The organism is Pseudomonas sp. Pse35 (genome assembly GCF_024519715.1).
GTDB lineage: Bacteria > Pseudomonadota > Gammaproteobacteria > Pseudomonadales > Pseudomonadaceae > Aquipseudomonas > Aquipseudomonas paracarnis.
The window spans coordinates 54359-79873 of record NZ_JALJRP010000017.1 but is presented as its reverse complement, the minus strand read 5'-3'; the positions used below and the strand labels follow the sequence as shown (position 1 = coordinate 79873).

The following is a 25515-nucleotide window of genomic DNA, read 5'->3' as shown; positions in this document are numbered from 1 at the left end:
TTTTGGCTGAATGATTCTATGCTGATATCAAGTACTCGACTCAGGGTAGACGCAGTCATGAAATCGAGCCTCCCGAGAAAGCAAAAAGGCGCTGCGGCGATCGAGTTTGCCTTGGTCTTCGTGATTTTCTTTGCAGTGTTCTACGGCATGCTCAGCTACAGCTTGCCGCTGCTGTTGATGCAGTCATTTCACCAAGCGGCAGCCGAAGGGGTCCGCCGCAGTGTGTCCCTGGACCCCAGCACCGCAGGCTATTCGGCCCTGGTGGTGCAACGCGCCAAGGATGCCGCCCAGGCCCAATTGAACTGGATCCCCGGCTCATTGAAATTCTTGCCCGGCTATATCACCGCCACCTACACCAATAATTTGCTGACAGTGAAGATCACCTACCCCTCGGCCAATATCAAAGCGGTCTTGCCGGCCCTGGTATTGCCCGGGGTGGGCACCGTACCCAACCTGCCCACCAACCTCACTGCTACCTCGAGCCTTCAGTTTTGACGACGGGGGATAAATTGTTCGCACGCCTGCGCGGGCGCACCAGCGCCCTGGCCTTGGGCGCGCCAGCAACCCCCGCGCCGGGCCTGCAAGTGCAACTGGACAACCTGGGTGGGGTGCTGAACATCTCAGGCACCTTGAGGCCTTTGCTTGCCCAGCATCTTGCCAACGCGCCCAACCCCCCCTTGCAGACCTTGCTGTGTGCCGACAGCGCGCGGAGTGTCGAGGGCACGCCGCAGGAGTGGCAACGACACGGCCTGGACCTCGACTTCCAGGGCGCTGCTGGCCAGGTCCTGCATACCCGCGGCTGGATCGAGCCGGAGGGCGACGGCTGGGCCCTGCACCTGCTGGACATCACTGACCTGCTGGCCGACCGAGTACGGGTGCAGCAACGCGAACAGAACCACCAACTCGCCGCCCTGATGAGCGAACAGCTGCGCGTGTGCAGCCTCAACCGCCTGCCCCAGGTGTTCAGCGAACACCTGCGCAGCGTGGCCCAGCGTTGGCGCATCCCCTGCGTCGCCATGGCACTGCTCGACGAAGATGATCAAGGCTGGCGCATCTACAGTCACTACGCCGCTCACGACGCCCCGGCCTTGTGGCAGACCGGGCAACACCTGGGCACCAGCCTGGACAGCATCAACGGCAACACGCCACTTAGCCTGGACATTGCCCAGGGGCGCAGCGACAACCCGCGCCTGCACAGTGTATTTGGCAATGCCGACGGCTTCCTGGTGCCGTACCGCGACAGCCATGGCGCCGCCGCGTGGCTGCTGTGTGGCTTCTATAACGGCCAGGCACACCACACCGGCGAGCGTGACTGGCTGAACCTGTGCGCAGCACTCGCCGCGCCGCTGCTGGGCCGTCTGCGCGAACAGCGTCACCACCAGCAACTGGAACGGGTAGAAGCCCTGCAAGGCCTGCTCGGCACTGGCTGGTGGGAACTGTTGCCCGCTACCCAGGAAATCCAACTGGCGCCACAATTGCTGCGCAACCTGAGCCTAGACGACGGCCCCACCCGCCAACCCCTCGGTACCTGGCTCGAGCTCATCCACCCCGCCGACCGTCAGGCCCTCGACAGCCGCCTGCAAGACCTGCAAGCCCTGGGCAAGCCACTGCTGACCAACGTGCGCCTGCAACGCACCGAGTCCGAGCAGTCGCCCCTGTGGTACCGCATACAAGGCCAAGTGCTGGGAGCCGGCAATGAACGGCGCTGGGTCGGCTTCATGCTCGACATCAGCGACATTCAGAACCAGCAACTGCAAGCCGCCGCCGCCCATGCGCGCCTGGACAACCTGATCGCCAGCTCACCGGCCGTCATCTATGTGCAGCGCTACGTCAACGGCGCGCTGCACCCAGCGTTTTTCAGCGCCAGCCTGTTGCCGCTGCTGGGCTGGACCTTGGCCGATTGCAACCACGACACCCTGGCGGCGCTGATCCACCCCGACGACCGAGAACACTACTTCGAACGCACCCGCCAGCTGCTGCGCGAAGGCAACGTGCGCAGCCGCTACCGCCTGCGCGACAAGCAAGGCAACTACCACTGGCTGCTCGACGAAGCCAAGCTTTTGCGCGACGACCTCGGCTTGCCGGTGGAAGCCGTGGGCCTTTGGCTGGACGTCACAGAGGCGACCCTGGCCGCCGAGCAGGTGCGCCAAAGTGAAGAGCGCTACCGCATCCTGGTGGAAGACTCGCCAGCGATGATCTGTCGCTACCGTCCCGACCTGATCCTCACCTTTGGCAACACGCCGCTGGCCAATTACCTGGAATGCCGGCCCGACCAATTGCCAGGCATCGACTTGGGCCAGTGGCTGTCGGATGAACAGCGCGCCGCCTTTATGCAACGCATTCAGCAACTGACCCCGGAATTCCCGGTGAGCACCGCGGAAATCAGCCTGCAACTGCCGGGGCGCGAACATGCCTGGTGGGTGTGGTCGGACCGTGGCGTCTTCGATGAACAAGGCGCCCTGATCGAAGTGCAAGCCGTAGGGCGCGACAACACCGAAGTACGCCGCTCCCAGCAGCAACTGACCCAAAGCGCGAAAATGGCCACCCTCGGCGAAATGGCCACCGGCCTGGCCCATGAGATCAACCAGCCGCTGAACGTGATGCACATGGCCATCACCAATGTGCTCAAGCGCCTGGGCAATGGCGATGTGCAAATCGACTACCTCACGGAAAAACTGCAGCGTATCGACGCCCAGGTGCAACGCGCGGCACGGGTGGTCGACCATATGCGCGTGTTCGGCCGCCGCTCGGAAATCGAGCAGCAACCGTTCGACCCCGCGCAGGCGCTGGAGGGCACCCTGTCCCTGCTCAGCGAAGGCCTGCGCGGCAAAGGTGTAGACGTGCGCATCAGCCCTGCGGACTTCTCGGTGCAGGTCAAAGGCTATGTCGACCAGCTGGAACAGGTGCTGATCAACCTGATGGTCAATGCCCGCGACGCATTACTCAGCCGGCGAGAAAAAGACCCTGCCCTGCGCCCCTGGATTGCCCTGCACAGCGAGCACGACAGCCGCCATGTGCGTATCTGGGTTGAAGACAACGCCGGCGGGATCGACCCGCGCCTGTTGGAGCGGATTTTCGAACCGTTCTTTACCACCAAGCCAATCGGCGTCGGCACCGGATTGGGGCTCTCGGTGAGCTATGGGATTGTGGAAAACATGGGTGGGCGCCTGAGCGTTACCAACGGCGAGGCCGGCGCGAAATTCTGCGTCGAGTTACCCATCGCGCAAAACTCAATCAGCTAACCACGATGCGAAGCGAGCCGCTCTTGCTCTTGCTCTTGCTCTTGCTCTTGCTTTTGATCTGCTTGTGATCTTGATCTTAAGCGCCCCGTTAAACCACGCTGGCCGGAATTCGACAGTGATTTGGGGGGTAAACCGGCAGGGATGCCGGTTTAGCCGCCCCGCGCCATGGATGGCGCGTGGCGGCGGCCCCCCAAATCACTGGCGGATTGCGGGCACACCGAGCCTAAGCGAGGTGCCGAGTGGTGGGGCAAGAGCCTTTTGCTTACTTTTGGGCTTTTCAAAAGTGAGCCGCTGTAAAAGCGGAACCATAAGTGGCCGTTACCGCAGGAATGGATATGTACACGTTCCAACTGTGTTGACTGCCAGGCCGCCTTCGCGAGCAAGCCCGCTCCCACAGTTGGATCGCGGGGGGTCAGGTAGATAGGCGTCGGCTGGCAGGCCGCCATCGCAGGCAAGCCAGCTCCCACATTTGGAACTCGGGGAGTCAGCTAAATCACCAGGTAAGCCCTGCCCATATGACAGGTGAGATTGGCACCGACTTCGGCGTTGCCCAGGTTGATGCCCAAGGCGCTGAGCAAGGTGTTGACGACAGGGTCGAGAATCGGTGACAGCACATTCTGGATCAGCCCCACCACCGCCGTGGTAATGGTCGCCAACAGCCCGGCAACCCCAGCCAACGCGCCACTGGAGACACTGCCGCTGGGCGGTGCATAAGTTACCTGCAAGCCATTAAGGGTCGCCGCCAGGCTGCCGACGATATTGGCGGTGCCCGGCGCGAACTTGTAGGTGGGCGGCGCATTCATCTCGGCCACCGGCGCAAACACCATCGTGCTGGTTTGCGCGGCAATGGTGGAGTTGGCTTTCAACAGCAAACCACCCCCCACATTGGGTGTACGGTTGGGGCTGCACAGCAGCGTCAGGACCACACAGTAGCGCTGGCCAAAATCGATCAGCCTGACCGGCTGCACATCGACTGCTGCGGAGGAAGAAAAAGCCGCCACCGGATCCACCGTACCGACCGCCAGGGTCGCCAGGGACGTAGTGGTTTTCACCGTCAAGGATTTGGAGGCCGGCGAGTCGCAATTGAAATCCGTGACATTGGTTTGCGCACTGCCGGCTTCGATGTAAATGGCCAGCGATGTGGTGACATCGACGTCAGCCACATTACAGGCCACCAGGCACAACACACCGCCAACCACCGCCGGCAGGTTGAGGTTCAACAAGCCCTTGACCACCTGGGACACCGGCGTGCCCAGGCCCGTCAATATGGACGCCACGCCAGAGACCGCCTTGATGATCGGCGCCTGCACGGTCACCAACGTGCGCACTTGCGCGGTGCGTACAAAAATCTGATCGGTCGGCGGGGTATTCTGCAAGCCCTTCTTGGCCAACACAGGATTGCCAATGGCCGACAGCTGCGGCGGTTCGATGACCTTGGTCTGGATCGACACATTGCCCACCAGCGGAATCGCGACCTGCGCCGCCGCACTCACCGCATTCTTGCTGCTGGACAACTGCGCCACCGCTTCCAACAGTTGAAACAATTGCACGTTGCTATTCAGCGCCGCCGTCGGCGTGCCGGTGGCGATGTCGATCAGGTCACCCACGGTCAACAGCTTGCTGTTGGGCGCAATGGCTTGAATCGAAATCACGTCATTGACGACCGCTGTGACCGCCGCACCGTTTTTCTGCAAAACCTTCACAGCAGCGTCGATCAGTTGAGTAGCCGAGACTGCGGTACTGAGCAAGGCATCGTAGTCACCGGCCTTCACGTTCAGGTTAATCGCCAGTTGGTCCAAATAACTGAGCAGGTTGACGTTGGTCTGCAGCAAGCCGTTCCAACCCGCCGCCGTGAGCGAAAGGTTGCCGCCGAGCAGGTTGCCGATGACCAGGTTGAGCAGCGGGGATTTGCCTGAATCGACGCTGGCCAGGCTGCTGCGGATCGACAGCTGCGCCACGGGCGGTGGTGTCGCCGCGACGGCGGTGGCGCTCAAGTTGATTTGCGGGGTAATCGGCGCACCACTGAACAGGTTCCACAGCCCATTGGCAACGCTGGTCATCACAGTGCGGGAAGCCACCACGCGGATAGCGTCGCTCTTGGTGGCATCAGCGGTAAACACACGGGTGTTCAGAGCATTGGTCGCCAGGGTGCCGCATGTCACCGCCAGGGTGCTGCCATTACCGACCACAAAACCGTTGCGCGCCGCATTTTGCGTGGCATAGGCGTTTGCGGTGGTGTTGGTACCGCATTGGCCACCGAGACTGGCTGCCTCCAACGCCGAGGTATCGGCGACGGATTGCAGCTTGCGCTTTTCCAAATACAAGCGCCCGCTGTCGACCGCCAGCAACGTAAACACCAAGGCCAAGGCCAAAGTGCCTGCCGCCATCAAGCCAATTGCACCACGCTGTCTGGAGCCGAATCGGGGAGACATCGAAGCACTCCTGCGCTAACTCTCCGTTGCACTGGAGTGTAGACAAGGCTTCGGCAGGTTGCTGGCAACTCGCCACATTGGCGACTGGCGGAGATGCCCTGATACGCCCTGATACTGTAGGAGCGAGCTTGCTCGCGAAAAACCTACAGACGCCGCGTTGATTCAGGAAGTACGCGTTATCGTTGACGTTTTTCGCGAGCAAGCTCGCTCCTACAGTGAGCGATCAGCGCGGCGGGTAGTTGGAAAGGATCTTGGTCACGGTGCTGCGGATGGCTTTGTTGCGTTCCTCGGGGTTCGGCGTGCTGGCCATCATCTGTTCGTCGCTGCCGCGCCACACCAGCTTGCCGTCCTTGCCGTCGAGCAGGTCGATCTGGATGGTCGCCACTTTGTAGGTAATGTTGCGCGTTTCGTTGTACATCGGCGCGCCCCAGTAACCATTCCACGGGCCGCCCCAGGCACCGCCATAGTTGGTGGTGACTTGCTGCTGGCGGTCTTCGACGATCAGGTAGGCCTGTACATTCAGGTCAGCCTTGGTACCCGCCGCCGCAGGACGCAAACCGCGCTGATCCAGCTGTTCGCCCACGGCCTGGCGGATGCGTTGCTCGGTGAGGTCGCTCTTGATCCTCGGGTCATCGGGACGGTACTGCAACGCTGGGTCTTTCCAGGCCCAATTACGGTAGGCGCCGAAGTCTCGGCTGGCGTCGAAATCGTGGTTGACCTGGTTGCTCTGGCAACCGCCCAGCAACATGACAACAGCAAGCGCAGCGATGCGACGAAGCATGGTGTTCTCCAAAAACAACGTGGGCATGTAATGAGAATAGCTGCTAACTGGGCGGATAGGCAGCCATTGCCTTCTGCATCGCCTTGCGCAAGCTATCGGCGCGTTCGCTCAGGCTGCCCTGGCTGGTGGTTTCGGCACTGGTGCTCCACACCGGCTGGCGGGTGCGCGCATCGAACAGGCTGAAACGCGCCACGGCCACTGTCACTTCATAGGTGCGCACCACGGGCACGCTGTTGTACATGCCGTAACCGTTGCCATAGCGGTTATAGCCGCCGTAGCCGTAACCATAATCGTCCTGGACCTGGCGCAGGCGTTTTTCCAGGCGTACATCGGCGCTCACCAGCAGGTCGGGCGCACGCTTGTCATGCAAGGGGCGCAAGCCGCGCTGATCGAGGGCGCCGCTGACCGCCTCGGCAATCTGCGCCGAATCGGCCCAGGCCGTGCCCGCCGGCAACTGACCGTTGAGCCAACCCCAGCTGCGGTAGGCACCATAGTCGCGCACCGGCGCGGGGTAGGCGCTGGCATCAAAGGTAGTGGCCGCCTGGGCGGGCGCCGGCGGCATCGGTGCCGAACTGGCCACGTAAGGATTGGGGCTCGAGCAGGCCCCAAGCGCTAAAGACAACAGGATTAAACCGAGACGACGCATGTCGACCTCCCACGCTGGGCCGCTTAAACCGGGCGGCAGATCCAGTGCAAATATCGCCCAAGCCCGGCAAAGCTTGGGTGACGACGGTGAGCGAGCTCCATCTCCAACAAGTCCTGCAGGTTGGCGCGAGCCTGGAATTCCACCGGCATATAGTCGTGGAACACCCGCACGCCACTTTGGCTTTCGACCTGCCACAGCCCTTCGAGTTGCGCCGCCAACTCCCGTGGGTCCAGGGGTTGTTGCGGCGTCAGGCTCTGCTTTTCGCCGGCCATGTCGTTCTTGCGCATTTTGCGGAAGTGGCCTTTGAGCAGATTGCGGTAGATCAACGCATCACGGTTGTAGAATGCCAGGGACAACCAGCCACCCGGCAGCGTCAGTTGGTGCAGTACCGGCAGGATGGCGTGGGGCTCGGCCAACCACTCCAGCACGGCATGACACAGCACCAGATCGTAAGGCTCGGTGAGTTGGCCGAGCAAGTCCTGCCACGGTGCATGAATAAAGGTCGCGCTTTGGCCCGCGTCGGCGAAGCGCTGGCGCGCACCTTCAAGCATCGGCGCCGCGGGTTCGGCCAAGGTTACCTCGTGGCCCTGCTCGGCCAGCCACAGCGACATGTGCCCCAGGCCTGCGCCGATATCCAATACGCGCAACGGCCGCTGCGGCAAGGCTTGCACCAGGTCGGCCTGGAGCACCGCCAGGCGAATCGCGCCCTTGGCACCGCCGTAGATTTTTTCGGCAAAGCGCGTGGCCAACTGGTCGAAATGACGATCACTCATGGGCAAACCGCCGTTCGCTATCGGCCAGTTTGGCGCGCACCACTTCGTTCATATCCAGCCCCAGCTCACTGCACAGCAACAGCAGGTACAGGACAATATCGCCGACCTCCTGGCCCGCATGGGCGAGTTTATCGGCGGGCAGTTGGCGGGATTGGTCTTCGGTGAGCCATTGGAAGATTTCCACCAGCTCGGCCATTTCCACGCTGGCAGCCATGGCCAGGTTTTTCGGGCTGTGGAACTGCTTCCAGTCGTTGGTATCGCGAATGCGGTGCAGGCGTTCGGTGAGGTGTTCGAGGTTCATGCGGGGGCTCCTGAATGGGTATAGCTTACCCGATCATTCCCACGCTCTGCGTGGGAATGCTTCCAGTGACGCTCCGCGTCGCCTGCGCGGATGACGGGACGCGGAGCGTCCCAGGCGGCGTTACCACGCAGAGCGTGGGAGCGATCAGTCGACAACGCTGAACTCGAGCCTGGCGGTTTGGCCGGCTTCATCCAATACGCTGAGCTGATAGCGGCCCAGCCGTTCAAAACTGGCATTGATGCTGTCCTGGTTCGCGCTGTCGCCCAACGGCGCACCGTTGAGAAACCACCAACGCCGGCCACTGCCGCCCAGGGCGGAGATGTTCAGGCGCAAGGCTTGTTGACTGGCAGCGGGCAGGCGCAGTTGGTCGCCTTCGCGTACGCCCACGATGGACAACGGCGATGAAGCGGCCAGCGCCGGCGGAGGGCAATCCGGGTCAGGCGCAGGAATGCGCGCTTCCCGGCGTTCAATCCTTGGCAACCAGGGCTCCAGCGGCGCCGGCCACAGCGCGATGTTTTTGGGGGTTGCGCCAGGGCAATGGGCATCGACCCTCAAACCCTTGGGGTTAACCCAGATGCTTTCCATCAAGCCCACGCTCAAGGGTTGATCCAATGCCTGCAAGGTCGGCGGCGTGGTGTTGTCCAGGGTCCAGGCAAAACGCTGGCGGCGGCAGTTGGGGTCGCTGCGGCTCATGGGCTGGCCCAGCGGCCAACAAATCGCTGCCACGCCGATATTGGCAGGCACCGGTTTGACTGGCGCACTGATGCCGCGCTGGCTGTCGCGGTTGGTCAGCACGTCATGCACCTGCAACATCAACGGCGCTGCCGACGCCAGGCCGAACTGCCCCGGTACCGGCGTGCCATCGGGCCGGCCGATCCATACGCCAATCAGGTAACGCGGGCCCACGCCAATCGCCCAGGCATCGCGAAAGCCATAACTGGTGCCGGTTTTCCACGCCAGCACCGGCCGTTGGACCAGCTCGGCACGCGGGTCACGGTCGGGCCGCGCCTGGCCGCTGAGGATGCGTCGCACAATCCATGCGGCGCCGGGCGACAGCAACGGCCGCTCCCTGAGCGTATCGTCCGGCTGCAACCGCAGGCTGGCGCTCTTGCCATCGCGGGCCAGGGCGCTGTAACCACTCACCAGATCTTCCAGACGACTGCCCGCACCGCCGAGGATCAGCGCCAGGTTCGGCTCGGCCAATGCCGGCAACGCCAACGGCATGCCACCGATGCGCATCTGTGCGGCAAAGCGCTTGGGCCCGTAGGCTTCCAGCAGTTGCACCGCAGGCAGGTTCAACGAACTGGACAACGCGGTGCTCGCCGGCACCGCGCCAGTAAAACCCATGGAAAAGTTGCCTGGACGGTAATCGCCATAGCGCCGAGGCACGTCCTGCAACAGCGATTCGGAGTGAATCAGGCCGTCATCCAACGCCATCCCGTAGAGAAAAGGCTTCAAGGTGGAACCGGGCGAACGCAGCGCGCTGATCATGTCCACATGGCCAAAGCGTTTGGTGTCATTGATATCCACCGACCCCAGGTAGGCGCGCACCGCCATGCTTTCTTCTTCCACCACCAGGATGGCCGCCGAGGTGTGCTCCGGCAGGCGTGCGCGCCAGCCCAACAGCAGGTCTTCGAGACGGCGTTGCAAGGTGGCATCCAGAGTGGTGCGAATCAGTGGCGGGCTGTCGGGGCGATTCAGGCGACGTGCGAGCAAGGGCGCCAGGCTCGGTTCCAGGCGTGGGGCGAGCAACAGGGGTTCTTCCAAGGCTTCATCCACCGCCGATTGCGGCCATACCTGAAACTCGGCCAGGCGGCGCAGCACTTTGTCCCGGGCCTGCTGGGCGCGCTGCGGATGACGGTCCGGGCGCAAACGACTCGGCGCCTGGGGCAATACCGCGAGCAACGCGGCTTCGGCGTGAGTCAGTTGTGATGGCGACTTGCCCAGGTACGCCCAACTCGCTGCCGCCACGCCCTGCAGCGTACCGCCGAAGGGCGCACGGTTCAGGTACAGGTTGAGGATTTCGTCCTTGGACAGGTGCCACTCCAACTGCGCGGTACGCCACAGCTGGCGTAACTTGCCGTGCAGGGTGCGTGAGTGCGGGTCGAGCAGGCGCGCCACTTGCATCGACAAGGTGCTGCCGCCGGACACCACTCGCGCGCCGCTCAGGTTTTGCCAAGTCGCACGCACCAGCGCCAACGGGTTTACGCCGGGGTGTTGGTAGAACCAACGGTCTTCATAGGTGAGCAGCGCGTCGAGGTAATAGGGTGAGACTTCGCAGGTTTGTACCGGGTAGCGCCATACGCCATTGGCATCGGCAAATCGCCACAGCGGCGTGCCATCTTCGGCCAGCACCACCCGCGCCAGGTCGTCCTGTGGCAGGGGCAAGGGCCAGATGCGATCGGCCAGCCATAGCAAGGCAACCACCAACACCACACAACCCAAAGCCCAGCGCAATAACTGTGGGAGCGGGCTTGCTCGCGAAAGCGGTGGGTCTGTTGGCAGAGATGTCACAGGCACGCCGCCTTCGCGAGCAAGCCCGCTCCCACATTGGGCCGCGTACATCCGCAGGTGATTAAACTAAAACTCAAACGGGCAAACCTCTATGCTTGCAGGGAACTCGCCTGCGTTATCGACAACCAAAGGCACAGTTACGCCCACCTTCTCATCAGGACACGCACATGCAGGTAGAAAGCTTTTTCGAATGGTTGGGCCAGGCGCTCGGTTCCGTCATCCGTTTTATCGTCGACGGGCTCAGCGGTTTGTTCGGGGCCTTGACCCACGCCGGCGGCAACTTTATCGACGGCCTGTCACGCACCTTGGGCATGGACACCTCGATCATCAGCATCATCACTCTGATCGTCGGGTTGCTCTTCCTGTACTCGGCGGTACGCGCCTTTATGCGGGCCTCGATTATCGTGGGAATCATCTGGCTGATGCTGGGGCTTTGGCTACTCAGTTGGGTCGTGCACTGACGGTGCAACCACTCGATTCCCCTGTAGGAGCGAGCTTGCTCGCGAAGAACTCAAAGGCGCCGCGTTGATTCAGGAAACACGCGTTCTCGTTGACGTTTTTCGCGAGCAAGCTCGCTCCTACAGAGATTCAACCATCCCCTTTCAGCGGCCCTTGATCACCATATCCACTGGCGTCTCGCCCACCGCCTGCCAGTTCGGCCGATACATCGACTCTACCTGCGGCGGCGGCACGCGGTAGGTTCCCGGTGTCACCGCACGCGCCAGGTACAACAAGTGCGTGGTGCCATAGCCATCCAGATTCATCGCCGCCACATAGCGGTCGTCCCTGAACTCCTGATGCTTGAGCGAGGCATTCTGCATCGACTCGCGCCACTCCTTCACCTGGCTGCTGGCGTTCTCCAGGCTCGCTGCGCTTTGTGCCAGGTTCTGGTTTTCCAGTTCCAGGCCGGCGGGCAGCAAGTCCACCACCAAGGCATCCGGCACCCGTTGCTTGGCACTGACGGCCAGGTGCACCAGCACCAGGTCGCCGCTGTTGAGGCTGCGCAAATTCAACGGCTGGCCATTCATGCCCAGGTATTCGCGGCGAATACTCAGGTTCTCGCCACCCGGGGCAGGCGGCACTTGTGGGTAACCCGAGATTGTCAGTTGCTGGTAGACCGGTACATCGCTTTGATTGGTCAGGCTCAAATTGCCGGAAAGCAGCTTGCCTTCCAGGTTGAGCGTCGACTGCTGGTTATTCAGCTCATGCTCCCCGTCGCTGCCATCCAACAGCACCTTCCACGCCGATTCGGGCTGCGCGAAACCCAGCCGCCCGGCCAGGAACAACGAGTTGCGCTCCTGGGTCGACAGATAGGGGCTGGCCGCCAACTGGTCCGACAAGGTAAACAGGCGCTCTTCACGCTTGCCCTTGGCCAAGTCGTTCTCCTCCAGCAACGCCAGAATCATCGCCTGATCGCGCAACGGGCTGCCGTAGTCGGCCAGCCACTCCTTGGCACTGCGCTGCGCCGCCAAACCGGCGAGCAAGGCTTGATCGGCACGCGGCTGGTCGCCCATTTTCTGCAGGGCGATGGCCAACTGCACCAACGGCAAGCCGGAGCGTGCGTCGCTGCGCCGTTCGAACAGACTGCGCAACGCACCCAACGGCGCCTGCTGACTGCGCGCCAGCACCATACCGGCGTAGGCCTGTACGGCGAAACGCGTGTGCTCGGCGTTGTCGCTGTAATCCACCTCGATCAGGTTACGTTCCTGCACATACCGCAACAGACGCTCGCTGGCCTTCTTCAAGGCTTCAGGCGGTACTGCAAAACCCTGGTCGCGGGCGCGCAGCAGGAAGTCGGTGACATACGCAGTCAGCCAATATTCTTCCTCGCCATCAGCGCCCCACAAACCGAAGCTGCCGTTGTAGCGCTGCATGCCCAGCAGGCGCTCGATGCCCAACTCGATCTTGCGCTTGCGCTCGGCATCCGGCTCGCCCTTGATGCTCAGGCGCTTGAGCAGCGCATCGTCGGCATACAGCGACGGGTACAAGCCACTGGCGGTTTGCTCTAGGCAACCATAGGGGTACGCCTTGAGCGCACTGATCTGCGCGCCCAGGTTCAACGGCGGCCGGCTCGACAGGCTCAACAGCGCCTCACGCCCCGAGGCATCGAACTGATCCAGTGCGCCCGCCGGTAAGCTCCACGGCTGATCCTTGATCACGGCGCGGTAATGCTTGAGCAAGGCCGGGTACGCCGGGCGCACGCCTAAGGTCCATTCGCGGCTGAATGGAGGCAGGTTTTCCCCCGGCAGGTCCAGGCCATTGACCGTAACCTTGACCTTGCCCTGACCGAAACCGCCCCAGGCTTGTACCGGAATACGCAGGGTGGTGCGCTGGCCTTGCTTGAGTTCAACCGATTGCGCGTCGCTGTTGACCAGTTCCAACGGCCCTTGCGTCGTTAATTGCACATCGAGTTTCTGCGCCTTGCCCGACAGGTTTGAGAGGTCCAGGGCCAGGGTGGTCTGGTCGCCTCCTGCCAGGAAGCGCGGCGCCGACAACTCGGCAATCAGCGGGGCGGCAATCACCGTCTTGCCTTCCGCCATACCGTAGCGATCATCGCTCCAGGCTTGGGCCATCAGGCGCAGTTCGCCGTTGAAGTCGGGGATATTGACGCTGACTTCGCCCTCGCCTTTGTCGTTCAGCGTCACCGGGGCGCTTTGCAGGGCGACGATGGTTACGCTGGTGTCCGGGCGTTTGCCGCCTTTGGCCAACGCCGCGTCGCCACCAAATGCCAGACTGGCCAGGCGCCCTTGGCCGGCTTCAATCAACTGGCCGTAGATGTCGAATTGGTCGACGCCATAGGCTTTGCGGCCAAACAGGCTGGCGTACGGATCGGGCGTTGGAAATTCGGTGATATTGAGGATGCCCACGTCCACTGCCGCAAGCAGTACGTGCACCTTTTGAGGCACACTGCCATCGGCGTTTTTGGCGGCGATCTTTACCGTCAGCGGTTGTTTGGGGCGCATTTTTTCAGGTGCAGTGAGGGTCAGGCCGAGTTTGCGCTGGGTGCGATCCAGCGGCAGGTGCAGCAAGCCCACGGCGCGTTTAGGCGTGATATTGGCTTTGCGCTCGCCGGGACGAATCACCAGGGCGCTCACATACAGATCGTGGCTCGACCATTTAGGGTCGAGCTTCACCGCAAAGCTTTTGCCTTCGGCCGGCACGTCGATTTCCTGCCACCACAGCGGGCCTTCGGCAGACTCCACCAACAGGTAGCCTTTACCGGCAGCCGGTGGCGTGACGGTGACGTTGGCGGTGTCGCCATCGCCATAGGCGGGTTTGTCCAACGCTAGCTTGACCTGGTCGGGGCGCACGGCGCCGCCTTCGGTGTTGTCCTGGGCCTGGTAGCCGGCCCAGAAACGCAGGCTGCTGACCAGCCCGGTCTGCGGGTCTTCGACCTCCACGCGGTAAGGGCCCCACTCCACCTGGAAGCTGACCTTGGCGGTGTCGCCCGCCTTGATGTTCAGGCTCTGCTCATCGAGGTTGAGGAATTTCTCGTTGAAGTGGTAGCTCCAGCCGTCATTCTCCGAGTAGTTCCAGTAGTAGTCGCGGCGCTCACGCACCAGGCGCACCTTGAGGTCTTGCGCGGCCAGTTTCTGACCGTCCTGGTTGGCCACCAGCACTTCGAATTCCACCGGGCCATCGCCGTTGGTTTCCTTGCCGTCAAACAGGCCACGCAGGCCCGGCAATTGCTCGGCCGGCCAGATCGGCTGCACCAGGCGCCGGGTGATCGGCCGACCGCCGGACTCCTGCAGGCTGGCTTGCACAATCAGTTGCAACGGCGACTTGGCCTCGGCCCACTTGCTTTCCAGGGTCAGCGCTTGCTCGCCATTGGCGTCGAGTACGCTTTCGTCCAGTTCGAAATCCTGGCTCAGCTCTTCTTCAGTGACGGAACCGAACTGGTAGCCCGGCAGGGATTTGACCGCCTCGCGCAGTGGCCGCACGTACACCTGGCCACTGACGCGGTTACCGGAGGCGGGCGCGCCGTAGAGGTAACGACCGTTGACCTGGATGACCGGGTTATCCGCCGGGCTCAACGCCGTGTCACTGCCCTTGAGTTCCAGCGCCAGGCGTTCGGGCAGGAAGTCTTCGACGAGAAATTCATAGAGTTGCGGCTTGCCGTCACCGAGGTCGAACACCAACTGCCAGCGCCCGGTCGGCGCCTCGCCAGCCAGCTGCAACGGGTATTGATACAGGCCCGACGCGTCGGCCTCCCACACGAACTTGCGACTCACCTGTTCATCCGGGCGCCGCACTTCGACGCTCACCGGCTGAGGCTTCACCGCCTTGCCATCCTTGTCACGCAACAGCGCGTTGAGCAGCACGGTTTCGCCGGGGCGATACAAATCACGCGGGCCGAACACAAAGAACTGCAACGGGTGGGACGGTTGCCCGCCGATATCGAACTCCGCCAAATCCAGCGCGGCGCTGTCCAGGCGCAGCAGGCTGGTTTGCTCGCCCTGCTTGGCCAGTAACACCTGGGCTTTTTTCGGCAGCGGCAACTCGGCGTGGCCACCGTCTTCGGTCTTGCCCTGGCCGAGCACGCGGCCTTCGGCATCGAGGATTTCCAGTTCGACGCCGTTGAGTGCCTTGCCGCCTTCCAGGGCCTGGGTAAACACATCCAGGCGATTGGCGTAGCGGTGCACCGACAGGCCGATATCACTCAAGGTGAACAGGGTGGCCGGTTGCGAATAGTTGTAGGTGCCCGAAGCGCGCATCACCGCGAGGTACACGCCCGGCTGCTGCAACTGCTTGAGGCCGGCAATCGGTAGCAACAGGGTTTCGCGGGTATTGCGCGCCGGGTTCAGGTCGAAACGCCCGCCGTACACCAGTTCGGCCATTGGCAGCAGTTCACGGGACTCATAGCTTTGCAGGCTGGTATTACGCCCCCACTGCGCCAGGAACGACGGCAGGGATTCGGGTTTGATCCGAAAGAATTCCACGTCGATCTTGTCGACATTCAACGCGATCACCGGCAGGCCCTCGGCCAGGCGCGTCGGCAACAGGGTGCCACGGCTGGCGAAGCCGACGGTGGCTTGCAGGTCGCGGGTTTCCAGGCGGGCGCTGTATTCGGCGGCGAGGGTGTTGCCGTTGACCGCCTTCACCCCTGCGTCCACGGTCAGCACCAGTTTGCGCTGCGGTTCAAGGTGGCGCAGGCGCAATTCCATCAGGTTATCGGACAGTTCCCAGGCGCCATCGACCTTGCCAGACTTGCTGTCTACCAGGTGCAGCTTGTCGGCGAATTTCTGATCGGGGTCCAGCGGAATGGAAAAACTCACCGACAGCGTGCTGGCCCCATCCAACTGCACCTCGGACACATCCACCACGCTCAGCTCACGCCCGGCATAGCGTTGCTTCAACGCTGCCACGTCCACCGCCGCTTTCACCGGCTTCGGCGCTGCCGCCACGGTGGGCGCAGGCGGTGCAGCGGGTTTATCGGAAGAATCGCAAGCGCTCAGCAGGGCCAGCGCGCAGGCCAGGAACAGTCCTTTGTTAAGCATGGGGCACTCATAGTCAGAGGGAACCGAGGGGTGAACTATATATCAGCGCCGACCAAGCTGCTGCGGCGCCGGTCACATTGACCGACGGAGGGGCGGTTGGTTCTAGGTGGGCATGAAGCCAAGCCAAATCCCACAGCCACTGGAGATCAAACAGTGGGAGCTGGCTTGCCTGCGATAGCGGTCTTTCAGCCGATATCTTCACTGGCTGACCCACTGCTATCGCAGGCAAGCCAGGTCCCACATTGGCTCTGCTGTGTGGCGGGTTGACGGTTACAATGCCGCTCCACCAAGGAGCCTTCATGACCGCCCTGCTGACCGACTGGCGCCACCGCCCCACCCATCGCCGCGTCTGGGCCCTGGCCGCGCCGATGATCCTGTCGAATATCTCGGTGCCCTTGGTGGCTCTGGTGGACAGCATGGTCATCGGCCACCTGCCCCACGCCCACCAACTGGGTGCCGTGGCTGTCGGCGCCAGCCTGTATACCTTCCTCGCCTGGGCCATGGGTTTCCTGCGCATGGGCTCCACCGGGTTCGCCGCCCAGGCCGCCGGGCGTAACGATGGTGCAGCGTTGCGGCAAATCCTGTTGCAAGGCTTGCTGTTGGCGCTGGGGCTGGCGATGTTACTGGGTACCGTGGGCATTCCCCTGAGCCATCTGGCCCTGGAATGGATGCAGCCCTCGCCCGAACTGAACCAACTGACCCGCGAGTTTTTCCACACCCGCCTGTTCGGCCTGCCCGCCGCTCTCGCCAGTTATGCACTGGTCGGCTGGTTCCTCGGCACCCAGAATGCACGAGCGCCATTGGCGATTTTGCTGACCACCAACCTGGTCAACATCGCGCTTAACCTATGGTTCGTCCTCGGGCTGGACTGGGGCGTGGTCGGCTCCGCCCGAGCCTCGGTGATCGCAGAGTGGACCGGCGCCCTGCTCGGCCTGGCGCTTACGCAAAAAGCCCTGCGCGCCTATCCTGGGCATATCGCTTGGGCCGCCTTGAAACTGTGGCAAAGCTGGCGCCCGTTGCTGGCGGTCAACCGCGACATTTTTATCCGCAGCCTGGCGTTGCAGTCGGTGTTTTTCATGATCACGGTGCAAGGCGCAAGGCTGGGAGATGCCACAGTTGCAGCCAATGCCTTGCTGCTCAATGGGCTGTTACTGACGGCACATGCCCTGGATGGCCTGGCTCACGCGGTCGAGGCTCTGTGCGGCCACGCCATCGGCGCACGTGACCGGCAAGCGTTACGGCGGTCATTGGTGGTTGCCTGTGGTTGGTCGCTGATCGCCAGCGTGGGTTTCGCCCTGCTGTTCACCTTCGGCGGCCATCTGTTCATCGCCATGCAAACCGATATCCCCAGCGTGCGCGAAACCGCCGATATCTACCTGCCCTACCTCGCGGTATTGCCGTTGATTGCGGTGTGGAGTTATTTGCTCGATGGGCTGTTTATCGGTGCAACGCGGGCGCGGGAAATGCGCGATGGGATGTTGCTGACGGTGATGCTGGTACTGCCGATTGCCTGGGCCTTGCAGGGCTTGGGCAACCACGGACTGTGGATAACTTTTTTGCTATTCATGGCGGTACGCAGCTTGATCCTGGGGGCGATTGCCTGGTGGCTGAGCACGCAGAATCGCTGGCTGAGCGATACCCGCTGACACGAGCCCCTACCTGTTACTTCTGACAGGTTACAAGCCGATTTTTCAAGCGTTGAATAGCGGTGGGCAACCTCCCCTGCTTACGCCAAGGAAAATCGCTATGAATATCAAACGACAAACAGGCATCGTCACCCTTTGGGTAATCGCCACGCTGACTACCGCAGGCTGCACGGCGCCATCGAACTCAACAGCGCAGCCGGCCGGGACACTGCGGGTGGAGAACCAAATGGCCGGTGAGTACACACTCGTGGTGATACATGGGACTGAACAGCACAGAATCACCAAAGGCGAATCAAAGGACCTGACAATCGATGGAAAAGAGGTGCTCCTGTCGCGCCTCAACAGTCAGGGCACAATAACGCAGATAGCCCTCAACGTTCACTCAGAGAGCAAATGCCCAGTGACGCAATGCTTGCTCGTAAGGTGACTTGATCAACGTCGTGCCAATGCGGCCGGCCTCACAGGAACTAAACGAACACTCGCTCAGTTCCGGTGAGGCCGCACGACTCAAGAAGACAAGTAAGAAGAACGAGTCAACCCAAGACGCAACGCATCCAGGAACTGGGTACGCTCGGACGCCGAGATCTTCGCGCTCGCGCACTTGTCGCGGTAGTGCGTCATCAACTCTTCCGGCGACAAGTGCACATAGCGCAGCATGTCTTCGATGGTGTCGTGAGTCTCGATCCCGGCGCTGTACACCGAACCGTCTTCACGCTGGTAGATGTTCACCGAGTCGGTGTCACCGAACAGGTTGTGCATGTCGCCCAGGATTTCCTGATAGGCGCCGACCAGGAAGATACCCAGCAGGTAGTCCTCGCCTTCGTTCAAGCCGTGAACCGGCAGGCTGGTTTCGATGCTCTGCTCGTCGACGTATTGCTTGATCTTGCCGTCGGAGTCGCAGGTCAGGTCTTGCAGCACGGCGCGGCGCAGCGGCTCTTCGTCGAGGCGGTGCAGCGGCAGGATCGGCAAGACCTGGCCGATGGCCCACGTATCCGGCAAGCTCTGGAATACCGAGAAGTTGCAGATGTATTTGTCGGCCAGCTTGTCGTTGAGTTCGTCCAACACCTGGCGGTGCGAGCGCTGGCGGGCTTTCAACGAGTTGTGCAGGCGACGGCACACCGCGAAGTAGCACTGTTCGGCCAGGGCTTTTTCGGCCAGGGTCAGCTTGCCGTCGGCGTACTGGGTGGCCACGTCGCTCATGTAGTGGGTGGCGCGCCAGTAGGTTTCGGTGACCATCTCGATGTCGGTCGGGCCCAGCAGGTCCACCAGCCATTGCACGGTTTCCGGCAGGCTTTCCTTGTTTTCGATGGTCGGGATTTCGTCGTTGTGCTTCTCGACGTCCGTCACCTGCACCACCAGCATGGCGTGGTGAGCGGTCAGGGAGCGGCCGCTTTCGGAGAAGATGTTCGGGTGCGGCAGGCTCTGCGCGTCGCAGAATTCCTTGAGCATGCCCACTACCACGCCGGCGTAGTCGTCCATGTCGTAGTTGATCGAACTGGCGTTGCGCGAGTGCGTGCCGTCGTAGTCCACGCCCAGGCCACCGCCGACGTCGATGTGGTCCACCGGCAGGCCGAGGTTGCGCAGTTCGCCGTAGTAACGAATGGCTTCCTTGAACCCGTGCTGGTAGTCGGCCAGGTTGGCAATCTGCGAGCCCATATGGAAGTGCAGCAGGCGGATGCCCTGGTCCAGGCCGGCTGCGCGGAAGCGCTCGACCACTGACAGCAACTGGGCTGCCGACAGACCGAATTTGGATTTCTCGCCACCGGTGTCCGCCCACTTGCTCGATGCCAGGGACGACAGGCGCACACGCAGGCCCACCTGCGGCTTGACCTTGAGGCTCGCCGCCTCTTCGATCACCAGCCCCACCTCGGACTCTTTCTCGATCACGATGAACACGTTGTGGCCGAGCTTCTGGCCCATCAGCGCCAGGCGGATGAACTCACGGTCTTTGTAACCGTTGCAGACGATGGTGCCGCCCTTCGGCGCCAGGGCCAGCACGGCCAGCAGCTCAGGCTTGGAGCCGGCTTCCAGGCCGATGGAAACGTTCTGGGTGGCAATGATGTTCTCGATCACCGCTTCCTGCTGGTTCACCTTGATCGGGTACAGCGCAGTGTATTTGCTCTGGTATTCCAGGCGCTCGATGTTGGCATCGAAGGCACCGGTCAATTGGCGCACGCGGTCTTGCAGGATATCGGGGAAGCGCACTAGCAACGGCAACGACAGGCCGCTTTTGCGCAACTCATCGACTTGCTCGTACAGATCGACGGGCGTGCTGTTCGGGCCGTTCGGACGGACTTCTACGCGACCGGCTTCATTGATCGCGAAATACCCGGCCCCCCAATGGCGAATCCCGTAAACACTGCGGCTGTCCGCAACTGTCCATTGGCTGCCATCGTCTTTGCGTGTGCGTCGTACGGACATCGAAGTCCCCTATAAATGAAGGCGAAGGCGCCACCTCTCGCGGAGGCTGGCGCAGTCTAAAGAATGAAAATGACGATTTGCCTGCAAGGGAAGTAGACCCCACTGGCAGGACAGAGTTTAGCCACAGGTTGGGAAGAGGCTTTCAGCCGCCGGACTTCTTGGCCTTGTACCCGAGCTTGATCAGCTCGGCCAACAGCAACTCGACGTGATCGCCCTGAATCTCGATAACCCCGTCTTTCAACGCGCCACCGGTGCCACAGCGCTTTTTCAGCGAGGTGGCCAATTCCTTCAGGGCTTCTTCAGCCAGGGGCACGCCGGTGATAGTGGTCACCGTCTTGCCGCCACGGCCTTTGCTCTCGCGACGCACGCGGGCAATACCGTCGCCTTCGGGGATCAGGGTCTGTTTGCAGGTGCACGAATCCACGGGCTGACGACAGTCCGGGCAGTGTCGACCTGCGTCGGTGGAAAATACCAGGCCACCAAGGGCGGCGAAGGATGCGGCTTTTTTGGCCACCGGCAATCCTCTTGGGAGGATGAAGACTGATCGGCGCCGCACAAGGCGGTGACCGACCGCGAAGCCCCACTCAGGCAGGGGCAGCGCTACCGAACCGTCAAGGCCACCACCACTGTAGGAGCGAGCTTGCTCGCGAAGATCGTCAACGATAACGCGGGCATTCAGCCAGCACGCGGTGTCTTGGCGTTTTTCGCGAGCAAGCTCGCTCCTACAGGGTGAAACAATAGCGGTTCGGGTGAAAAGGCGCGCAGTGTAACGGCAAAAAGCCAAGTTGCTAAGAGCCAAATGGCGCCAATTTATACAACTTTAGCGACGTGAGGCGAGATAGCGCCGCAAGCCCTCTTGGGCGTCCGGGCAATAAGACTTTTGCTCGGCCTCTGCAAGCACCGTTTCAATGGATAGAAAACGCGCTTCCATGACCTCTTCAGGCTGCAAACACAGCGGGCCGTCCCATACAGCAGAGTAGGACGTACACCACAGGCGGCTGTCGCCATCTTCAAAGTAAAAATGATCGTGCTCGACCAACTCCACGCCACTCACGCCCAGCTCTTCCGCCAATTCCCGCTGTGCCGACAGGGCATAGCTTTCTCCCGCCGCCACCATCCCACCCGCCGCCGTATCCCAATACCCTGGATACAGCGCCTTGCTCAGCGTGCGCCGGTGCACACACAGCTCGCCTTTGGAATTGAACAGGAAGATAAATGTGCAACGGCCGATCAAGCCGCGCTGGCGCAGGTCGGACCTGACCAGGTGACCGAGCAGGTGGTCCTGCTCGTCGACCCAGCAGATCAGTTCAGCGTCGGAGGCCGCTCGGTGTGCGGCCTCCTTTTGAGTAGCGTCCATCATCAACCCTGGTTGAGGAGCTGACGCAAGTCGATCACTGCAGCGTTTGCCCGGGAAATATAGTTGGCCATCACCAGCGAATGGTTCGCCAGTACGCCGAAGCCACTGCCGTTAAGAATCATAGGACTCCATACCGGTTCTTGCGAGGCCTCCAGCTCACGAATGATCTGGCGCACGCTGACGGTGGCATTTTTCTTGGCCAGTACGTCGGCAAAATCGACTTCGATGGCACGCAGCAGATGGGACAGCGCCCATGCCTGGCCGCGCGCTTCGTAGAACACGTTGTCGATCTGCATCCATGGGGTTTCCACCACTTCTTCATCGACCTGCGGCACTTCACCCGGCGCCAGCGCCTCGGTTTTCAGCGCAGTGTTCAACTTGACCCGGCCCACGCTGGCGGACAGACGCTGGGACAGCGAGCCCAAACGTGTGGCCACATCGCCCAGCCAGTTGTTGAGGTTGTCGGCACGCGCATAAAACAGCGCGCCGCGCTGGTTCGGGTCAGACAGGCGCGCTTCGTAGCGGCTCAGGGAATTGATGCCTTCCTGGTATTCCGACTCACTGGATGGCAGCACCCAACTCTTGTTGTCGAAGTTGAAGCGCGGCTCGGCCTTGGCCAAGTCAGCGTCTTCAGCCGACTGCGACTGGGAGCGGGCGAAGTCTTTACGCAGGGCACGGGTGAGGTCACGCACCTGCACCAGCACGCCGTATTCCCAGCTCGGCATGTTGTCCATCCACAAGCCTGGCGGGAAACGGTCGTTGGAGATGTAGCCGCCTGGCTTGTTCAGCAAGGTGCCAACCACGGTCTTGAGGGTTTCGACGGTGGTGTAACCCACCACCATCTGCTTGCCTTCCTTCTCGGCGGCAAGCTGGGCATTTTGCTGCACCGGAAACAGCGCCGGCTCTTGGCTCCAGTACCAACCCAGGCCACCGGTGACCAGCAGGTACAAGCCGATGATGCTGAGCAACGCCCGGCTCATCAGCAGGTTGCGAAAATAGCTGCGGTTGGCCGACTTGGGCTCAGGGGCGGGGCCTTTGGCACTGCCTTCGCGGTTTTTCCAGTCCAGCATGGCGATATCCTTTCAATCACTTGAGTTCATGCACGTCAATTGTCCGGGTGCGTTCAGACATTCCGACCACAACCCTACCCCATCGTGCCCATCGGTGCGGGGCTTTTACACGAAAGTGGCGCACCAGCGCGCTTGGACTATAAAGGATGCACGCGATTTACGCTGCGCGACCCACTGGTCAATAACTGAATGGCAGGCACGCAGACTTAATTGACGTATGACACTCATCTATCAGAAAAGAGGTGCTAGCATAGAGCCATCAGTCGACCTCAGCATGCACCCTCACAGTAGTCAGGATATGACCGAGTCAGAAGACCCCAGCCGCGAGCGTCTCAAGCAGCACTTTGCCCAGCGGGTAATTCATCAGGCACGTCAAATTCTTGAGATCTGGCAGCGCCTGCAACGCAGCGAGTGGTCGAACGCCGACTTTTCCGAACTCAGCGAAGCCAACCTGCGCCTGCAACGCTTCGCCGAACGCTTCGAACAGCCCGAACACACACAACTGGCACGGCATATCAGTCAATCCTTGCAGGCTGTGGACGAGAACCGTGGCCGTCTGAGCAGCCAACTGATCACCGAGCTCAACCGCTTGATGCAACGCCTGTCCCGCACCGGCCTGCGCCAGGGCGATCAGCTGGAGCAAACCTTCCTGCCGCCGATGCGCAAGCCGATCTATGTGATGCTGGCCGACCATGACCGCGCCGAACGCCTGGCCAAGCAGTTGGAGTTCTTCGGCATGGGCGCCCACGCCCTGGACAGCGTCGCCGCCTTTCGCGCGTCCATGGCCGAGCGTTTGCCGTCAGCGATCGTGATGGACGTGGACTTCTGCGGCACGGGCCTGGGCCTGAAGCTCGCGGCAGAGGCCCAGGAGGGCCTGGAGCAAAAGCTGCCGCTGTTGTTTTTCAGCCTGCACGAAACCGACACCCCGACACGCCTGGCCGCCGTACGCGCCGGCGGCGAAGAGTTCCTGACCGGCACCCTGGAGGCCTCAAGCCTGCTGGAAAAGATCGAAGTGCTAACCTGCGCGGCCCAGTACGAACCGTACAAAGTGCTGATCATCGACGACTCGCGGGCCCAGGCGCTGCACACCGAACGCCTGCTCAACAGTGCCGGCATTGTCACTCGCACATTGACCGAACCGATCCAGGCCATGGCCGAGCTGGCGGATTTCCAGCCCGACCTGATCATCCTCGACATGTACATGCCTGCCTGTACCGGCACCGAACTGGCCAAGGTGATTCGCCACAACGACCGCTACGTCAGTGTGCCGATCATTTACCTGTCGGCTGAGGACGACCTGGATAAACAGCTGGATGCGATGAGCGAGGGCGGTGACGATTTCCTCACCAAACCGATCAAGCCGCGTCACCTGATCACCACCGTGCGCAACCGTGCGTCGCGTGCACGCAACCTGAAGGCACGGATGGTGCGCGACAGCCTGACCGGGCTGTACAACCACACGCATATCCTGCAACTGCTCGAAGATTGCAGCTTCCGCGCACGCCGTGAGAACAAGCCGTTGAGCTTTGCCATGCTCGATATCGACCACTTCAAGCGCGTCAATGACAGCCACGGCCACCCCATGGGCGACCGGGTGATCAAGAGCCTGGCACTGTTTCTCAAGCAGCGTTTGCGCAAGACCGATTACATCGGCCGCTACGGCGGTGAAGAGTTCGCCATCGTGATGCCCGACACCGACCTGGAATCGGCCTGCAAGGTGCTGGACGACATTCGTCGGCGCTTTGCAGAAATCCACTACCCCGCCCAACCGCAGGATTTGTGGTGCACCTTCAGCGCCGGCCTGGTGGAGCTGTGCGACGGTTCCGACAGCTTGATGATGGCCGCCCAGGCTGACGAAGCGCTGTACCGCGCCAAAGACGCCGGACGTAATCGCGTGCAAGCCGCTCGTACATCAAAGCAAAGTGCCATCTTTTCACCAGAATCCACCGATTCGGTCATAACGCTGTAATACAAACGCAATAAATTCAGGCGCTTATCTCTTGCCGTCGGTTGAAACCCCGCATGCGCCTGAAGCTGCTGACCAATCTCAATACCCTTCTGCTGGTGGCTGTGTGCCTGGCCCTCGGGGCGACACTGTGGTGGTCGCAACGGGCGCTGGAGCGTCCGTACTTGTTGATGGAGCGCTACCTCGGGTTGTCCCAGGTCTTTCAAAACCAGGCTGCCCGTAACATCGAGGACTACTTGGCCAGCGGCGATGCCCTGCGGCTGAGCAGTGCCACCCAGAGCCTGGAAAGCCTGCAGCTTCAGCTGGGCGAACTGCCGCCCGACTTGGCGCAAAACCTGCGCCCCAGCCTCATGGACCTGGAGACTTTCAGCAAGACCGACCTGTTGGCCGCCGGTAAATTGGCTGGCGACCCGCAAGCCCTGTTGCTGCAAGCCGAGCGTGAACTGGGCGCGAACCTGGAACAATTGAGCCAGTACGCCAGCGGTGTCAATTCCGCGGAGGCTGCGCATTATATGTCGCCATTGCTCGCAGCCTCACAGCACCTGGGCAAACTGTCCCTGGCCCGCGACAAGCTAGTCAGCAGCGCGCGCGCCGAGTTGGCCGCGGATGTCGAGCGGGAAGTGACCAACCTGCGCACTCAGGCCGACCTGCTTGCGCAGTTGCCCTTATTGGGAATAAAGGCCAGCGCTGAATCAAACACCGATGATTTTTCCGCGTTGATGGGCCTGGAAAATACCGAAAAAACCGAAGCCCAGGATACCGGCGTCGACCTCAAGCGCGAACTCAACAGCCTGTTGACCCGCTACCCCGCCGAACTCCAACGCACCCGTGAACAGATCCAGCAACGCGCCGATCTCGCCGCCAGCAC

The 25515-nt window shown here is 61.8% G+C and carries 17 protein-coding genes; 6 read left to right on the top strand and 11 right to left on the bottom strand.

The window, feature by feature from the left end:
- The first annotated feature begins 57 nt into the window (after nucleotides 1-57).
- Together OC445_RS15930 and OC445_RS15925 are read left to right on the top strand one after the other, a co-directional pair.
- Nucleotides 58-495, top strand: coding sequence for a TadE/TadG family type IV pilus assembly protein (locus OC445_RS15930; protein ID WP_003188217.1), 438 nt, complete (start codon nucleotides 58-60; stop codon nucleotides 493-495).
- Nucleotides 492-3242, top strand: coding sequence for a PAS domain-containing sensor histidine kinase (locus OC445_RS15925; protein WP_198791524.1), 2751 nt, complete (start codon nucleotides 492-494; stop codon nucleotides 3240-3242). Before OC445_RS15930 ends, OC445_RS15925 begins: the two co-directional genes overlap by 4 nt.
- A gap of 488 nt (nucleotides 3243-3730) precedes the next feature.
- Here the strand turns inward: OC445_RS15925 and OC445_RS15920 are convergent, their stop codons facing one another.
- From OC445_RS15920 to pbpC, 6 genes are all read right to left on the bottom strand, one after another.
- Nucleotides 3731-5674 carry a pilus assembly protein TadG-related protein gene (locus OC445_RS15920; RefSeq protein ID WP_186527435.1) on the bottom strand — a complete coding sequence of 648 codons (1944 nt, stop codon included), beginning with the start codon at nucleotides 5672-5674 and terminating at the stop codon, nucleotides 3731-3733.
- A gap of 223 nt (nucleotides 5675-5897) precedes the next feature.
- On the bottom strand, nucleotides 5898-6455 hold the full coding sequence (locus OC445_RS15915; RefSeq protein WP_034126431.1) for a DUF4136 domain-containing protein: 558 nt from the start codon (nucleotides 6453-6455) through the stop codon (nucleotides 5898-5900).
- A 43-nt stretch (nucleotides 6456-6498) separates the two neighbouring features.
- Entirely contained in the window at nucleotides 6499-7101 is a 603-nt protein-coding gene (locus OC445_RS15910) for a DUF4136 domain-containing protein (RefSeq protein ID WP_262020212.1), read from the bottom strand.
- Nucleotides 7102-7124: 23 nt separating this feature from the next.
- Nucleotides 7125-7874 carry a methyltransferase gene (locus tag OC445_RS15905; protein WP_047712475.1) on the bottom strand — a complete coding sequence of 250 codons (750 nt, stop codon included), beginning with the start codon at nucleotides 7872-7874 and terminating at the stop codon, nucleotides 7125-7127.
- The gene (locus tag OC445_RS15900) at nucleotides 7867-8175 is read right to left on the bottom strand and encodes a MazG-like family protein (RefSeq protein ID WP_003188211.1); all 309 of its coding nucleotides are present in this window, start codon (nucleotides 8173-8175) and stop codon (nucleotides 7867-7869) included. The genes OC445_RS15905 and OC445_RS15900 overlap by 8 nt, the downstream gene beginning before the upstream one ends.
- Before the next feature lie 144 nt (nucleotides 8176-8319).
- The gene (gene pbpC, locus OC445_RS15895) at nucleotides 8320-10611 is read right to left on the bottom strand and encodes a peptidoglycan glycosyltransferase PbpC (protein WP_405647535.1); all 2292 of its coding nucleotides are present in this window, start codon (nucleotides 10609-10611) and stop codon (nucleotides 8320-8322) included.
- A gap of 245 nt (nucleotides 10612-10856) precedes the next feature.
- Between pbpC and OC445_RS15890 the strand changes: the two genes are divergently transcribed.
- Nucleotides 10857-11150, top strand: coding sequence for a hypothetical protein (locus OC445_RS15890; RefSeq protein ID WP_003188208.1), 294 nt, complete (start codon nucleotides 10857-10859; stop codon nucleotides 11148-11150).
- Nucleotides 11151-11291: 141 nt separating this feature from the next.
- Here OC445_RS15890 and OC445_RS15885 read toward each other — a convergent pair whose 3' ends face one another.
- Nucleotides 11292-16187: an alpha-2-macroglobulin family protein gene (locus OC445_RS15885; RefSeq protein WP_197900134.1), complete on the bottom strand. Its 4896-nt coding sequence runs from the start codon at nucleotides 16185-16187 to the stop codon at nucleotides 11292-11294.
- A 299-nt stretch (nucleotides 16188-16486) separates the two neighbouring features.
- Here OC445_RS15885 and OC445_RS15880 point away from each other — a divergent pair, with 299 nt between their 5' ends.
- Nucleotides 16487-17833, top strand: coding sequence for an MATE family efflux transporter (locus tag OC445_RS15880; RefSeq protein ID WP_034126425.1), 1347 nt, complete (start codon nucleotides 16487-16489; stop codon nucleotides 17831-17833).
- Between the two features lie 100 nt (nucleotides 17834-17933).
- The gene (locus OC445_RS15875) at nucleotides 17934-18260 is read left to right on the top strand and encodes a hypothetical protein (protein ID WP_054896399.1); all 327 of its coding nucleotides are present in this window, start codon (nucleotides 17934-17936) and stop codon (nucleotides 18258-18260) included.
- An 80-nt stretch (nucleotides 18261-18340) separates the two neighbouring features.
- Here the strand turns inward: OC445_RS15875 and speA are convergent, their stop codons facing one another.
- The 4 genes from speA to OC445_RS15855 form a co-directional block, all read right to left on the bottom strand.
- Entirely contained in the window at nucleotides 18341-20254 is a 1914-nt protein-coding gene (gene speA, locus OC445_RS15870; RefSeq protein ID WP_034126423.1) for an arginine decarboxylase, read from the bottom strand.
- A gap of 142 nt (nucleotides 20255-20396) precedes the next feature.
- The gene (locus OC445_RS15865; protein WP_003188201.1) at nucleotides 20397-20768 is read right to left on the bottom strand and encodes a translation initiation factor Sui1; all 372 of its coding nucleotides are present in this window, start codon (nucleotides 20766-20768) and stop codon (nucleotides 20397-20399) included.
- Nucleotides 20769-21074: 306 nt separating this feature from the next.
- Nucleotides 21075-21611, bottom strand: coding sequence for an NUDIX hydrolase (locus OC445_RS15860; RefSeq protein ID WP_054918781.1), 537 nt, complete (start codon nucleotides 21609-21611; stop codon nucleotides 21075-21077).
- A 2-nt stretch (nucleotides 21612-21613) separates the two neighbouring features.
- Nucleotides 21614-22681, bottom strand: a complete 1068-nt coding sequence (locus tag OC445_RS15855; RefSeq protein WP_003188197.1) for a DUF2333 family protein — start codon at nucleotides 22679-22681, stop codon at nucleotides 21614-21616.
- Nucleotides 22682-22979: 298 nt separating this feature from the next.
- Here OC445_RS15855 and OC445_RS15850 point away from each other — a divergent pair, with 298 nt between their 5' ends.
- Entirely contained in the window at nucleotides 22980-24650 is a 1671-nt protein-coding gene (locus OC445_RS15850; RefSeq protein ID WP_034126420.1) for a PleD family two-component system response regulator, read from the top strand.
- The last annotated feature ends 865 nt before the right edge of the window (nucleotides 24651-25515 follow it).

What these genes read in the sequence shown, in the direction of transcription:
- OC445_RS15885 (WP_197900134.1), bottom strand. Translation starts at nt 16,187, where the DNA reads ATGCTTAACAAAGGACTGTTCCTGGCCTGCGCGCTGGCCCTGCTGAGC.
- speA (WP_034126423.1), bottom strand. Translation starts at nt 20,254, where the DNA reads ATGTCCGTACGACGCACACGCAAAGACGATGGCAGCCAATGGACAGTT.
- OC445_RS15900 (WP_003188211.1), bottom strand. Translation starts at nt 8,175, where the DNA reads ATGAACCTCGAACACCTCACCGAACGCCTGCACCGCATTCGCGATACC.
- OC445_RS15920 (WP_186527435.1), bottom strand. Translation starts at nt 5,674, where the DNA reads ATGTCTCCCCGATTCGGCTCCAGACAGCGTGGTGCAATTGGCTTGATG.
- OC445_RS15905 (WP_047712475.1), bottom strand. Translation starts at nt 7,874, where the DNA reads ATGAGTGATCGTCATTTCGACCAGTTGGCCACGCGCTTTGCCGAAAAA.
- OC445_RS15850 (WP_034126420.1), top strand. Translation starts at nt 22,980, where the DNA reads ATGACCGAGTCAGAAGACCCCAGCCGCGAGCGTCTCAAGCAGCACTTT.
- OC445_RS15890 (WP_003188208.1), top strand. Translation starts at nt 10,857, where the DNA reads ATGCAGGTAGAAAGCTTTTTCGAATGGTTGGGCCAGGCGCTCGGTTCC.
- OC445_RS15875 (WP_054896399.1), top strand. Translation starts at nt 17,934, where the DNA reads ATGAATATCAAACGACAAACAGGCATCGTCACCCTTTGGGTAATCGCC.
- OC445_RS15855 (WP_003188197.1), bottom strand. Translation starts at nt 22,681, where the DNA reads ATGCTGGACTGGAAAAACCGCGAAGGCAGTGCCAAAGGCCCCGCCCCT.
- OC445_RS15910 (WP_262020212.1), bottom strand. Translation starts at nt 7,101, where the DNA reads ATGCGTCGTCTCGGTTTAATCCTGTTGTCTTTAGCGCTTGGGGCCTGC.
- OC445_RS15930 (WP_003188217.1), top strand. Translation starts at nt 58, where the DNA reads ATGAAATCGAGCCTCCCGAGAAAGCAAAAAGGCGCTGCGGCGATCGAG.
- OC445_RS15860 (WP_054918781.1), bottom strand. Translation starts at nt 21,611, where the DNA reads ATGGACGCTACTCAAAAGGAGGCCGCACACCGAGCGGCCTCCGACGCT.
- OC445_RS15880 (WP_034126425.1), top strand. Translation starts at nt 16,487, where the DNA reads ATGACCGCCCTGCTGACCGACTGGCGCCACCGCCCCACCCATCGCCGC.
- OC445_RS15915 (WP_034126431.1), bottom strand. Translation starts at nt 6,455, where the DNA reads ATGCTTCGTCGCATCGCTGCGCTTGCTGTTGTCATGTTGCTGGGCGGT.